At 54.2% G+C, this 13,515-nt stretch carries 14 protein-coding genes; 7 read left to right on the top strand and 7 right to left on the bottom strand.

The annotated features are described in order from the left end of the window. Positions 1 to 127 precede the first annotated feature (127 nt). On the bottom strand, positions 128 to 688 hold the full coding sequence (locus tag CMO10_RS19615) for a putative glycolipid-binding domain-containing protein (protein ID WP_297025134.1): 561 nt from the start codon (positions 686 to 688) through the stop codon (positions 128 to 130). A gap of 209 nt (positions 689 to 897) precedes the next feature. Between CMO10_RS19615 and CMO10_RS19610 the strand changes: the two genes are divergently transcribed. From CMO10_RS19610 to CMO10_RS19590, 5 genes are all read left to right on the top strand, one after another. After that, the gene (locus CMO10_RS19610; protein ID WP_297025132.1) at positions 898 to 1,692 is read left to right on the top strand and encodes a thymidylate synthase; all 795 of its coding nucleotides are present in this window, start codon (positions 898 to 900) and stop codon (positions 1,690 to 1,692) included. After that, complete coding sequence (locus CMO10_RS19605) at positions 1,692 to 2,219, top strand: dihydrofolate reductase (protein ID WP_297025130.1); 528 nt, start codon at positions 1,692 to 1,694, stop codon at positions 2,217 to 2,219. Before CMO10_RS19610 ends, CMO10_RS19605 begins: the two co-directional genes overlap by 1 nt. Positions 2,220 to 2,330: 111 nt before the next feature. Next, positions 2,331 to 2,912, top strand: a complete 582-nt coding sequence (locus CMO10_RS19600) for a TetR/AcrR family transcriptional regulator (RefSeq protein WP_297025128.1) — start codon at positions 2,331 to 2,333, stop codon at positions 2,910 to 2,912. A 107-nt stretch (positions 2,913 to 3,019) separates the two neighbouring features. Continuing rightward, complete coding sequence (locus CMO10_RS19595; RefSeq protein WP_297025126.1) at positions 3,020 to 3,643, top strand: class I SAM-dependent methyltransferase; 624 nt, start codon at positions 3,020 to 3,022, stop codon at positions 3,641 to 3,643. Positions 3,644 to 3,765: 122 nt separating this feature from the next. Continuing rightward, entirely contained in the window at positions 3,766 to 4,323 is a 558-nt protein-coding gene (locus tag CMO10_RS19590; RefSeq protein WP_297025124.1) for a peroxiredoxin-like family protein, read from the top strand. A gap of 93 nt (positions 4,324 to 4,416) precedes the next feature. Here the strand turns inward: CMO10_RS19590 and CMO10_RS19585 are convergent, their stop codons facing one another. Next, on the bottom strand, positions 4,417 to 5,055 hold the full coding sequence (locus CMO10_RS19585) for a glutathione S-transferase family protein (RefSeq protein ID WP_297025123.1): 639 nt from the start codon (positions 5,053 to 5,055) through the stop codon (positions 4,417 to 4,419). A gap of 271 nt (positions 5,056 to 5,326) precedes the next feature. On the opposite strand from CMO10_RS19585, the gene CMO10_RS19580 reads away from it, so the two are divergent. Next, complete coding sequence (locus tag CMO10_RS19580; RefSeq protein ID WP_297025122.1) at positions 5,327 to 6,580, top strand: DUF2235 domain-containing protein; 1,254 nt, start codon at positions 5,327 to 5,329, stop codon at positions 6,578 to 6,580. An 8-nt stretch (positions 6,581 to 6,588) separates the two neighbouring features. Here CMO10_RS19580 and CMO10_RS19575 read toward each other — a convergent pair whose 3' ends face one another. The 5 genes from CMO10_RS19575 to cyoA all read right to left on the bottom strand — a co-directional run bounded on the left by CMO10_RS19575 (position 6,589) and on the right by cyoA (position 11,704). Beyond that, positions 6,589 to 7,368, bottom strand: a complete 780-nt coding sequence (locus tag CMO10_RS19575) for an SURF1 family protein (RefSeq protein ID WP_297025121.1) — start codon at positions 7,366 to 7,368, stop codon at positions 6,589 to 6,591. A gap of 95 nt (positions 7,369 to 7,463) precedes the next feature. After that, the gene (locus CMO10_RS19570; protein ID WP_044828315.1) at positions 7,464 to 7,847 is read right to left on the bottom strand and encodes a cytochrome o ubiquinol oxidase subunit IV; all 384 of its coding nucleotides are present in this window, start codon (positions 7,845 to 7,847) and stop codon (positions 7,464 to 7,466) included. Further along, positions 7,844 to 8,464, bottom strand: coding sequence for a cytochrome o ubiquinol oxidase subunit III (cyoC, locus tag CMO10_RS19565; protein ID WP_297025119.1), 621 nt, complete (start codon positions 8,462 to 8,464; stop codon positions 7,844 to 7,846). Before cyoC ends, CMO10_RS19570 begins: the two co-directional genes overlap by 4 nt. A gap of 10 nt (positions 8,465 to 8,474) precedes the next feature. Further along, positions 8,475 to 10,484 (bottom strand): cytochrome o ubiquinol oxidase subunit I, encoded by a 2,010-nt coding sequence (gene cyoB / locus CMO10_RS19560; RefSeq protein ID WP_008892052.1) that lies wholly within the window; start codon positions 10,482 to 10,484, stop codon positions 8,475 to 8,477. 89 nt (positions 10,485 to 10,573) lie between these two features. Further along, complete coding sequence (gene cyoA, locus CMO10_RS19555) at positions 10,574 to 11,704, bottom strand: ubiquinol oxidase subunit II (RefSeq protein WP_165374901.1); 1,131 nt, start codon at positions 11,702 to 11,704, stop codon at positions 10,574 to 10,576. Positions 11,705 to 12,155: 451 nt separating this feature from the next. Between cyoA and CMO10_RS19550 the strand changes: the two genes are divergently transcribed. Then, on the top strand, positions 12,156 to 13,496 hold the full coding sequence (locus CMO10_RS19550; RefSeq protein WP_297025115.1) for an MFS transporter: 1,341 nt from the start codon (positions 12,156 to 12,158) through the stop codon (positions 13,494 to 13,496). Positions 13,497 to 13,515 lie beyond the last annotated feature (19 nt).

The following is a 13,515-nucleotide window of genomic DNA, read 5'->3' as shown; positions in this document are numbered from 1 at the left end:
TGCCCCGACGGCCCCTATATAGGTCAAAGGACCCCCGTTTCACAAGGGGAATCGGGAAATCTTTTTTTGATTTTCGCAGGAACATTTCACAATCCCGGCAAGCGACCATCACCCGTCTTGCGGGAATTCACACGCGACGGAAGGTGTCCGGGTAATCGAGGACAAGACCAATGTCATCAATCTCAAGCTCCGCCGAGAAATTGCGAAACAGCCCTTCATAGCGATATCGGCGATCAGGCATCAAACAGGTGTAACGCTGTGGTGCGCTTTGGGGCACAAAATCGCCCTCTATCTGGTTTGGCAACGGCACATAGGCCGCTGAGATCTCGCGCGCTTCGCCCTCGCTTAACTTCAATCGCTTGATCGGAAGCATGTTTGTCGCGGGTGTGATGGCGATATCAACATCAAGGCACCCCACCAAAGACGGCAGGTCGCGCTTTGCGATGCAATCAAACCAGTTTCCCTTGCCGTCTGACGTCACGTGCAATTCTGCCCCGCCAACATAGCTTACCTTGACCTCGCGGGTGGCGAACGCGGCATCCGTCACCACAAGATAAGACCCGCCATAGTGGCCCTGACGCGTCCCGACCACGACTCCTTCAAGCTCTATCCCGTCCGGACCAGACTGACAGAAACAGTATTCAAGGCCATTTCCATTCCAATCGACCCACTGAACAGCCTTTTGCAAAACCAACACTCCCATGTGGCAAATGCACCCAAATCCCTGAAAGCTGACTATACCCGACATTCGCGATTTTACCTGACCTGTCCTGACAGGATGTGTCAGTAGAGGCTGCGAAATAATGGGCATAACAAAGATCGGATGGCGTCGCTTGCCCGTGCCCGTCGACCTGACTATGCTGCGACAAAAGCGATTCCAAAAATGCAGGGAACAGCATGCAGCAATATCTCGATCTGATGCGTCTGGTGCGTGACACCGGCACGCGCAAGGAAGACCGGACCGGCACCGGGACTGTCTCGATATTTGGTCACCAGATGCGTTTTGACCTTTCTGAAGGCTTCCCGCTGGTCACCACCAAAAAGCTGCATCTGAAATCGATCATTCATGAACTTCTGTGGTTCCTTGATGGCGACACCAACGTCAAATATCTGCAGGATAATGGCGTGCGCATCTGGAACGAATGGGCAGATGAAAACGGCGACCTTGGCCCGGTCTATGGCGGCCAGTGGCGCTCCTGGCGCGGGGCGAATGGCGAAACCATCGACCAGATCACCGGCCTGATTGACCAGATCAAAAACAATCCCGATTCCCGCCGTCTGATCGTTTCGGCCTGGAACGTTGCAGATGTGCCCAACATGGCCCTGCCGCCGTGCCACTGCCTGTTCCAGTTCTATGTCGCCGATGGCAAGCTGTCCTGCCAGCTTTATCAGCGCAGTGCCGATATCTTCCTGGGTGTGCCGTTCAACATCGCATCCTATGCGCTTCTGACCATGATGATCGCGCAGGTTTGTGATCTGGGCGTGGGTGATTTTGTCCATACCCTTGGGGATGCACATCTTTACACCAACCATCTTGATCAAGTCGAAGAACAGCTTGCGCGTGATACCCGCCCGCTTCCGACCATGAAGATCAATCCGGCCGTCAAATCGATCTTTGATTTCAAATTTGATGATTTCGAACTGAGCGGCTATGACCCGCATCCGCATATCGCCGGCAAGGTTGCTGTTTGATGGCAGATCCCAGGATTGAACGTGTTGCCGTTGTTGCCGCAGCCGCCAATGGTGCTATTGGCAAGGATGGCTGGATGCCGTGGGAACTGCCCGAAGACCTGAAACGGTTCAAGGCACTCACCCTTGGCAAGCCGATGATCATCGGGCGCGTAACGTTCGAGGCCATCGGTCGCCCGCTTCCCAAACGCACATCGATTGTTGTCACCCGTGACACCGACTGGTCGTATGAGCATGAAAATGTCCGGGTTTGCCACACCATGGAAGACGCCATCGCCCTGGCCGATGAAATTGCCGCGCGTGATGGTGTCAATGAAGTGATCATTGGCGGGGGCGCGCAGATCTATCACCTCGCCCTGCCCTTTACGACGCGTTATGAGCTGACCGAAGTCCATGCCGAGATCGAAGGTGACACCTTCCTTGATCCCCTTCCTGCCGATCAATGGCGCGAAACTGCACGCCAAAAGGTCGATAACCCTGACGGGCCGGATTACAGCTTTGTCACCCTCGATCGGATCGTAAAATCCTGATTTCTCAGTGGGCTATAAGCTGCTGGTTGATTTTCCGTCCCAGACGGCCCATCTTGATCTGAATTATAGAACACTCGTTCCAAAGTTTGGAACTGATCAAAGGATCTGCTGATGCCGCGGCCACGTGCGTTTGACGAAGAAAGCGTTCTTGATAACGCCATGAACATTTTCTGGAGCAAGGGGTTTGAAGCGACCTCTATTCAGGATCTGGTTGATGAAACCGGCCTGAACCGCGCCAGCATGTATGCAAGCTTCGGCGACAAGAAGGCGCTGTTCCTGCGTGTCCTTGATCATTACAGCCAGAAAATCAGTGCGCAGCGTTTTGCAGATCTGCGCAATATCGAGGACGGCCGCGCGGCAATTGAAAAGACATTCCGCGACACGGCCAAAACCGGCTGTGCCGAAGGCCGCCACAAGGGCTGCCTGATGGTCAATTCCGGTATGGAACTTGCCCCGCACGATCCGGAAACGGCGGCCATCGCCCATCAGGCATTCCGCCGGGCCGAGGATACCTTTGCCGCCGCCCTTAAACGCGCCATCGATCAGGGCACGATTTCCAAAACCAAGAATGTCCGCGCACTTGCACGTTTCCTGACCGGATCATTCCAGGGCGTTCAACTGATGTCGCGCCGTGGTGCGGATCAGGAAACCCTGCAGGATTACACCGACACCATTCTGGCCGCCCTCGACTAAACCAGAACGTTTTCTTGATCGTTTCCGGTTGCGCTTTGCTCTGCACTCCTTGATAGTCCGGCACTTCAATCAATGCCCGCAAATCGGGTACACAAGCCGGACACCACATGAAACGCAGCGACACCTTCTGGGACTCTGTAGCCGACAAATACGCCCGCAAGCGGATCGGTAACGAAGCCGCTTATGCGCAAACCCTTAACCGCACGCGCGCCTATCTTTCGACCGATCAGAAGGTTCTTGAAATCGGCTGTGGCACTGGCACAACGGCCCTGAAACTGGCCCCCAATGTCGCGCAGCTGACCGGCACCGATATTTCCGGGCGTATGATTGAAATTGCCCGGGACAAGGTCCGGGATGAAGCGATTACCAACGTCAGTTTTGCAAAGCAGACGATTGAAGACATCGCCGCTACCGCTGATCGCTATGACGTCGTGCTTGGCTTTAACATCCTGCATTTGCTTGATGAGCCAGAAGACGCGATCGCCACCCTGCACAGCATCATCCAACCCGGCGGTATGTTGATTTCCAAAACACCCTGCCTTGGTCAAAAGCTTGGCTATCTCAAACCGCTGATCTGGGTTTTGCAGAAACTTGGCAAAGCGCCGCGCGTGCATTTCCTGAACTATGACCGGCTTGAAAACATGATCCGTGCCGCCGGGTTTGAGATACTTGAAACCGGTGAGTATCCGGCAAGCACCGGATCGCGCTTCATCGTCGCCAAGCGGGTTTAACAGCCCTTCCCGACAGAAGCTTCCCATCACAGTTCGGTGATGCCGGATCTTTGTTGTTGATTTATGGAATGATCATTCCATAATAAGTGTAACAAAACACGGCCCAAGTCATGAGGAACGAAATGTCTGCAATTACCCCGCTTATGCCGCGCCAGAAGGTGCCATCGCTTTCCGTCCCGCTTGTTGGTGGCGGCACATGGTCGCTTGCCGATCAGAAACCGGAAAACTTCACCATGGTCGTTTTCTATCGCGGCCTGCATTGCCCGATCTGCGGCAAATACCTCAAGGATCTTGATACCAAGCTTGAAGACTTCGCCAAGCGCGGCGTCAATGTTGTCGTGGTTTCGTCCGACGGCGAAGACCGCGCGACCGAGGCCAAGGCGAAATGGGGCCTTGAGAATGTTGACCTTGGTTATGGCCTGTCACTTGAGAACGCGCGCGAGTGGGGACTTTATATCTCGACCTCGAACGGTGTGACCTCAAGCGGTTATGAAGAGCCGGCCATCTTTTCTGAGCCCGGTCTGTTTCTGGTGCGCCCGGATGGCACGCTTTATTTCGGCACGGTTCAGACCATGCCATTTGCCCGTCCGGCCTTTGACCAGATCCTTGGCGCCCTTGATTTCGTGATTGCCAAAAACTATCCGGCACGCGGCGAAGTGATTGATCATACCAATCTCTAAGCACGCCTTTTAAAGGCCGATAAAATGCCAAAGGGCCGGTTCCAAATCGCAGAAACCGGCCCTTTTATTCGTCATACCATTACAGCCGCCGGGTTAGCCCGCCATGGCAGCAGCAAAATGCGGCGCATCGAGTTCCTGCGCGCGTTGATAAGCCGGGCGCGCATCGATCCGGGCGATATAGGCCTCGAACTCCGGATATTTCGGCAGAATGCCAAACATGCAGCCAAACCGGATGGTCGAACCAAACACCACATCAACAGTGGTGAAGTTCTCCCCCATCAGCCAAGGGTCCGCCTTGCCCACAACATCAACCAGGATCGGCACCAGCGTTTCCCAATCGCGATAGGAATTCTGACTGCTGTCTTCTGCCGTGTAGTGGCGTACCCGGTCAATCATGGCCGGTTCGATGGTGGACGGCGAAAAGAACAACCAACGCAGATATTCGCCGCGTTTCGGATCATCGAGTTTTGGTGCCAGTCCCGCCTCGGGATACAAATCCGCCAGATAGCAGCAAATGGCGGCCGCCTCGGTCACGACCGTGTCGCCATGGACGATGGTCGGCACCTTGCCAAGCGGATTTAGTGCAAGGAATTCTGGCGTTTGCCCTTCCCCGCCGCGAATGTCGAGAAGTTTGACATCAAACGGAATGCCCAGTTCCTGCAGCATCCAATGGACAGTACCGCTGCGGGACGGGATCGCGTGATAAAAGGTCAAATTCCGATCTGATGACATTAAGAGTGCTCCTGCGTTTGCGCGTGTTGTTATGTGCGTTATGCAGCCGCAATTTCCCCTTGTTTCCCAACAATGTAAATCGCACCACTCGCAGGTTCCTGACAGCTGTATGGCAGGAGGATGTCAGGCGCCCATCAAAGAAGCTCGCAAACCCGCAGGCTTTCATTATATGCGATAGCCCTTAATAAAATCGCCTCTGAGTTGTATAATATCACCCAAAGCGACCCAAAAACGATCGCAGGGGCATCACATCACACACAGGGGACTTCACATGACCAAGCGCAGACTTATCGTGTTTTTTGACGGCACCTGGCAGGAACCGGCCAACACGCCCCAACCCACCAATGTCGTCAAACTTCTGCGTGCTGTCCCCAGCATTGCCGGGGATATCTCCCAGATCGTGTTTTATGATCGCGGGGTTGGTACCGGCGATTTGTTCGACAAGGTCCGTGGCGGTGCGTTTGGCAATGGGTTGCTCGAAAACGTCGTTGATGGCTATCGCTTCCTTGGCAACAACTATCAGCCCGGCGACGAGATCTTTATTTTTGGCTTTTCACGCGGTGCCTTTACCGCGCGCAGTCTGGCCGGGTTGATCGGGCTGTGTGGTATTTTGAAACCGCCCTATCTTGGCCATCCGCTTCAGGATGATATCGCAAAAATTGCCAGCTCAGAATTATCGGCAGAGGCAAAACGCACCAAGATTTCGACCCTTGATATCGAAGCCCATCAGGACGTCCCGATTGAATGCGTTGGCGTCTGGGATACAGTCGGGTCGCTTGGTATTCCAGGCGACCTTGGGCGGCGCCTGATCCCGGCCAAGTATCATTTCCATGATGTTCAGCTTGGCGCGAACGTCCGGGTTGCCCTGCATGCCATGGCGATTGATGAGAAACGCAGTGCCTTTTCGCCAACGCTCTGGGTCAAGAAAAAGGGCAGCAAACTGCCAAAAGACCAGATCGTCGAGCAGGTCTGGTTCCCCGGCGTGCATAGCAATGTTGGCGGGTCTTATGATGATTGCGGGCTTTCTGACATCACGCTTGATTGGATGATCAAGCGGGTCAAGAAACACACCAAGCTCAAGATCGATGAGACGGATCTGAAAACCAAGCTAGCCCCATCGGTCGATGGGCGCGGTTATGAAAGCCGCACGGCGCTTTATGCAGACTCTCGTCTGTATCCTTATCAGCGCCTTATCGAGCAAATCGCGCCCGCAACAAAGACCTTCTGGGATAAGCTGCGTCTTGAATGCCCGGACTATGATCGGCGCAACATCATCCCCGCGGGGCTTGAGACGATCAACGAGGCCATCCATGTCAGCGCACTGGAACGCTGGAACATCAGCACTGGCGTCTTGCATGACAACTCAACCGAAGGATCGCTTGAGCGTGTGCTCTATCGGCCACCCAATCTGAATGCTGTGCTCCACGCCCACCATGCGGGCAAGCATACGCCTAACATCATCAATTGGACCGGTGCCACCATGCGCAAGGACATTCCATGGCCAGAGCTATCCACACTGGAATAAAGGATGGATCAATCGTCGTTGTTTGACGGCTTGCGCGGACGCAGAACAATCCACGCTGCCACAAGTGTCAGCAACGCCATACCAAACCATGTCAGGGCATAGGACAGGTGGTTGTTGGGGAAGCTAATTTTGGTCAGGCCACCGAGGGGCAGCTTGGCCGGGTTTTCCGCCCCGTCGCCATCAATGAAGTATGGCGCGACGTTTGAAGCATCAAGGCCCCGCTTGGTGGCCATCGCATGCGCATCGCGCGAATACCAGCGTTCCTCGGATGGGACGTTGTCGCGCATGACGGTACCGACCGGTTCGTTGATGCGAAGCAGGCCGGTTACGGTAACTTCGCCCTCCACCATGCCTTCGGGCCTCGTATCGGGATCACGTTTTTCGGTCGGAACGAAACCACGATTGATCATGACGATCGTGCCGTCATTCCGCATCAACGGGGTCAGAACCCAATAGCCCGCACCGTAATCGGTGGCGGTATAGACCTGACTTTCAAGATCGTTGCGATAGGTGCCCGTCACACTGACCTTGCGATATTCATCGCGCGCCCGGCTGACATTTTCCCAGTCACCCCGTGCCGGGGCCGCCACCGCATCGCCATGAACGCGCGCCTCCACCCGTTCAATCAGATCAAGCTTCCACGCCCGGCGTTCAACCTGCCAGTAGCCAAGGGCGCAAAACCCGGAAAACAGGATGGACGCCAGCAGCACGACAACGATCTTTGTTGTCGTCGAGGGGCCCTTTTTCGGGGTGTCGGTTGCAGGGTTGGAAAGCTGGTCGTCAGACATGCCGGGTTCTTTCAAAAGGCAGTAAGCGGATGTTTAAACAAAAAGGGCGCGATCCCCATACAGGTATCGCGCCCCCTTCAAATATCAAGCAGTGCCTAGCCGAAGCTCGGGATCATATCGTGATCCATCTGCGGCATCATGTTGGTGTTGAGGTGATACATCACCCACAGCGAACCGGCGATGGCAATCGCCACGATCACGATGGTGAAGATCAACGCAAGGAAGTTCCAGCCACCTTCGGATTTGGTGTTCATGTGCAGGAAATAGACCATGTGAACAATGATCTGAATAACCCCAAGCCCCATGACCCAAAGGGCGGTTGCAACCTTGCTGTCAAGAACACCGTCCATGACAAGCCAGAACGGGATCGCGGTCAGGATGACCGACAGGACGAACCCGATCACATAGCTTTTGTAAGTACCGTGAGACGCTCCACCATCGCTGTGATGGTCATCATGTGCGTGTGAATGTGCGCTCATCCCAGAACTCCCAGCAGATAAACAACGGAGAAGACACCGATCCAGACGACGTCAAGGAAGTGCCAGAACATCGACAGGCACATCAGGCGACGCTTGTTCTCGACGATCAGGCCGCGCTGGGCAACCTGAACCATCAGGGTCACAAGCCAGATGATGCCAAAGGTCACGTGCAGACCGTGGGTCGCCACCAGCGTGTAGAACGCGGAGAGGAAACCACTGCGCATCGGCGTCGCGCCCAAGTGCCAGAGGTGATGGAACTCATAAAGTTCCAAGCCCACGAAGGCGATACCGAACAGGCCGGTAATCGCCAGCCAAAGCTGGGTGCCTGCAACATTGCCCTTTTCCATCGCCAGCATGGCAAAGCCATAGGTGATCGAGGAAAACAGCAACATCGACGTGTTGATCGCTACCAGTTCGAGATCAAACAGATCAGCAGGCGAAGGACCTGCGGCATAGTTCTGGCCAATAACGGCATAGGTTGCAAACAGAATCCCAAAGATGAGGCAATCGCTCATCAGATAGATCCAGAAGCCAAGCATCGTCCCGGTTTCCGGGTGATGCTCTTCTTTCAGGTAAAAGACCGGCATTTCGGTCTGTGCGGCAGTGTTATTCGCCATTGTCATTCCCTTACGCCTGCTGTTTTGCCAGAAGGGCAGTACGTTCGTCTTCGGTTTCCACGACTTCAGATGCCGGGATGTGATAATCGCGGTCATAGTTGAAGGTATGGGCAATTGCACCGACGATCAGCACGATGAAGCTTGCCGCAACAAGCCACCAGATGTGCCAGACAAGTGCAAAGCCAAGAACGAGCGAGATCGCAGCAAGGATAAAGCCAGCGCCGGTATTTTTCGGCATATGGATATCCAGGAAGCCTTCCGTCGGACGGACATAACCACGTTTCTTCATGTCGGCCCATGCATCAAGATCATGGACAACCGGGGTAAAGGCAAAGTTGTAGGCTGGGGGCGGCGACGAAGTCGACCATTCCAGCGTACGACCATCCCCCCATGGGTCACCGGTTTCATCACGAAGCTTGTCACGTTTGATCACCGCAACAACGATCGACAGAATGAACGAACCGATACCACCGGCAATCAGAAGCGCACCAAAGGCGGCAATCACGAACCAGATCTGAAGCGACGGATCGTCAAATTGGCTCATGCGGCGGGTAATCCCCATCAGACCAAGAACATAAAGCGGCATGAAGGCGAAATAGAACCCGACAAGCCAGAGCCAGAAGGACATTTTGCCCCAGAACGGATCAAGCTTGAAGCCAAATGCCTTGGGGAACCAGTAAACGATACCGGCAAACATCCCGAACACCACACCACCGATAATCACGTTATGGAAATGCGCAATCAGGAACAGGCTGTTATGCAACACAAAGTCAGCCGGCGGAACCGCAAGCATAACACCCGTCATGCCCCCGATCACAAAGGTCAGCATAAAGCCGATGGTCCACAGCATCGGAACATCAAAACTGATGCGGCCCTTATACATCGTGAACATCCAGTTGAAGACTTTCGCACCGGTCGGGATCGAGATGATCATGGTGGTAATGCCAAAGAAGGCATTCACACTTGCCCCGGACCCCATGGTGAAGAAGTGGTGCAGCCACACGATATAGGACAGGATGGTAATAACCACGGTGGCATAAACCATCGAGCTATAACCAAACAGACGCTTGCGGCAGAAGGTCGATACAACTTCGGAAAACACACCAAACGCTGGCAGGATCAGGATGTACACCTCCGGGTGCCCCCAAATCCAGATCAGGTTGATATACATCATGGCGTTACCGCCAAGATCGTTGGTGAAGAAGTTGGTGTCCGCATAGCGGTCAAGACCAAGCAGAACCAGAACAGCGGTCAGAACCGGGAACGCAGCCACGATCAGAACGTTGGTGCAAAGTGCCGTCCAGGTAAAGACCGGCATTTTCATCATGGACATGCCCGGTGCGCGCATTTTGACGATGGTCACAACCAGATTGACCCCCGACAGCAACGTCCCGACACCGGCAATCTGCAAGGCCCAGATATAATAATCGACCCCGACCCCCGGACTGTAGACAATGTCAGACAGCGGCGGATAGGCCAGCCAGCCGGTTTTCGCGAACTCACCGACAAACAGCGACACCATGATCAGCGCGGCACCACAGGTGGTCATCCAGAAGCTGAAATTATTCAGGAACGGGAACGCAACGTCACGCGCGCCGATTTGTAGCGGCACGACAAAGTTCATAAGCCCCGTCACCAGCGGCATGGCCACGAAGAAGATCATGATTACGCCGTGGGCGGTGAATATCTGATCGTAATGATCAGGGGGAAGGAAACCTTCCGAGCCGCCAAAAGCCATCGCCTGCTGGGCACGCATCATAAGCGCATCGGAGAAACCACGCAAAAGCATGACAAGCGCCAATATGATGTACATAATGCCGATTTTTTTGTGGTCAATCGACGTGATCCACTCGTTCCAGAGATATCCCCAGAGGCGGAAATAGGTGATACCGCCGACAACAGCGATACCGCCCAGAACCACCGCCGCAAACGTCACCACAAGGATCGGTTCATGGAACGGAAGTGAATCAAGTGACAGCCGGCCAAATATAAAATGTAAAAGGTCCGGATTAGAGAACATCGGATTACTCTTCTTTCAAATGCAGACAGGCATCGTAGCCGATGCCAAAACTGCGAAGGGCCGGTTGGCTTTTACCAACCGGCACTGCTTCAGAACCCTGTTGAAACACCTGACGGCGCAACACTCATGGCACGCGAGACCTGTTCATTGTCAAACAACGGCAGGTTCGCAAGTTCACCAGCCAAGCCACCTTCCGGTGCAGTGCAAAGCGTCGCAACGTAGGACTTGCTTTCGGGCAATGGCTGACTGCCACGCATCTGCGGCACGTCATAGGTCAAGGACATGACGTTATTGATACCGGCCAGACCGCCGCCACCATTTTCGTCAATATGCATCATCTCGTTCATGCACATTTTCGACTGGTCAACGCACATGTTGAGGATCGCGTTGTAAAGTTCCGGATCTACCGAGCTGAAGTACCGAACCGGTTCCTTGATGCTGGGTTTTTCAAGCTCAAGATATTGCGAACGCCCCAAAAGGTTTTCATCGGCCTTCACATTATCGACCCAGGCATCAAACCCGTCTTGGCTCAGCCCGTGGAACTTAAAGCGCATATGAGAGAACCCCTCACCGCTGTAGTTCCCCGAGAACCCGTCAAAAACACCTTCTTCATTGATTACGGCATGGAGTTTTGTTTCCATCCCCGCCATCGAATAAATCTGGCCCGCAAGAGCCGGAATGAAGAACGAGTTCATGATTCCCGAAGAGGTGATTTTGAACTGGATTGGCGTATCGACCGGAGCTGCGAGTTCGTTGACAGTCGCAATGCCCTGTTCCGGATACAGGAACAGCCATTTCCAATCGAGAGAAACGACTTCAATCACCATCGGCTCATGATCTTTTGGCAGTGGACGTTCAGCATCAATACGGTCGAGCGGACGATACGGATCAAGCGTATGGGTCGTAACCCACGTAATCGCGCCAAGGGCAATAATGATCACCAGCGGGGCAGACCAGATGACAACTTCCAATTTGGTGGAATGATGCCATTCGGGATCGTATTCCGCATCCTTGTTTCCCTGCCGGTATTTCCAGGCAAAGAAGACCGTCAATGCCATGACCGGAACAATGATCAGCAGCATCAGGATGGTTGATACGATAATAAGGTCGGCCTGCTGAGAGGCAATATCGCCCGACGGATCGATCACAACAAGGTTGCAACCGGCCAGAAGCGAGAACATTGAGGTCAATGCGACGCCACGTACAAGTTTTGAAAGCATGCGCTTCATACTTCCTCAGTCACTGGAAGATGTTCTCAAAGGCAACCATATGCCAATGAGTCGCATAAGCGATCCACCAAAGACCGCTACGCGCCGTACCCCGCCGCAACCGCATATAGGAATTACAATTCCAAACATCCACGGAAAGGGCACAAAGAAAGCAATTTTTTTTCAAAAAAATGCCGGATCGGAAAGTTGGCGAGATTGCTATAGCTGCATCGCAGCAATGTCAAGCTACCCGCGGCGCATAGCAGGGTCATAATGACAATTATCATTCTAATGTAAACCGGACGTTGTGCGGTGCAGAACGATAATTGACACTGACGTTTGCAATTCACATGTCTATACTTAGACTCGATCCAAAGTCGTATCGTTCTGTGATCCGGATTTGTGATCCAATCAAAAGCAGTTAGGACCAAAATGGTCCGACCAGTGATTTAGGGAGAACGGCGTGAACCAAACGACAGAAAACTACGCGACCGCCACCTCTTCAGGTTTGGAACGCGATGCGCGGCATCACAACGCCGACGCCACCAATGATCCGGGACAAATCGCGCTTGGCGTGATTATTGGCCGGACATCCGAGTTTTTCGATTTCTTCGTCTATTGCATCGCATCGGTACTGGTCTTTCCGCAATTGCTGTTTCCCGGTGAAACGGCCCTTGTCGGCACCATGTATTCCTTTGCCATCTTCTCTCTGGCCTTTATCGCACGTCCGGTCGGATCCCTCGTCTTCATGACGGTGGACCGCCAATATGGACGTGGTGTGAAACTGACAATTGCCATGTTCCTGCTCGGTGGCTCCACCGCGGCCATGGCTTTCCTGCCAAGCTTTGCCTCGGCAGGGGTGCTTGCGATCTATCTTCTGTGTGCTTTCCGCTTCCTGCAGGGTCTTGCATGGGGCGGTGCATGGGACGGGCTTGCATCGCTTCTGGCACTTAATGCGCCCGACAACCGCAAGGGTTGGTATGCGATGATCCCGCAGCTGGGCGCACCGCTTGGTTTCATGCTCGCCGCATCACTGTTTGCCTACCTTCTGCTGACCCTGCATCCGGATGACTTCCTGGCCTTTGGCTGGCGCTACGCGTTCTTCGTCGCCTTTGCCATTAACGTGGTCGCGCTGTTTGCCCGCCTGCGTCTGGTGGCAACCTCGGAGTTCGGCCATCTGCTGGAAAAGAACGAGCTCGAAGCAGCCCGCGTCATGGATACGCTCAAACATAACGGACGTACAGTCGTGTTGGGCGCACTGGTGCCGATGGTCAGCTACGCACTATTCCATCTGGTCACGGTCTTTGCGCTGAGCTGGGTGTTCCTCTATGCCGACGGCAATCCGGGCCAGTTCCTGCTGACCCAGGGTGTTGGTGCAGTTCTGTGTGCCTTCGGGATTGTGGCATCGGGCTTTATCGCTGATCAGCTCGGCCGTCGCCGCTTGCTCGGCTACAGTGCCGGGATCATCCTGCTGGGTGCTGTTCTGACACCGCTGCTTTACACCTATAACATCATCAATGAAGGCATGATTGTTTTAGGTGGCTTTGCGGTTCTGGGCCTGTGCTTTGGTCAGGCGGCCGGTACACTGGCATCGAACTTCAAGCGCGAATACCGCTATACCGGTTCGGCCCTTACATCCGACCTTGCATGGTTGCTCGGCGCTGGCTTCGCACCGCTGATCGCACTTTATCTGTGTGACAAGTTCGGTCTGCCCGGCGTTGGGGCTTACCTGCTGTCCGGGGCTGTGGTGACGCTTCTGGTCCTGCAGTTCAATAAGCAGTTTGGTGCTAAAACCAGCGACTGATCATCAGACACCTTAATAT

Origin of the sequence: Thalassospira sp. (assembly GCF_002709775.1) — a bacterium.
Taxonomy (GTDB): Bacteria; Pseudomonadota; Alphaproteobacteria; order Rhodospirillales; family Thalassospiraceae; genus Thalassospira.
Note: the sequence above shows the minus strand (reverse complement) of the source record. Positions and strands in the feature narration are given on the sequence as shown.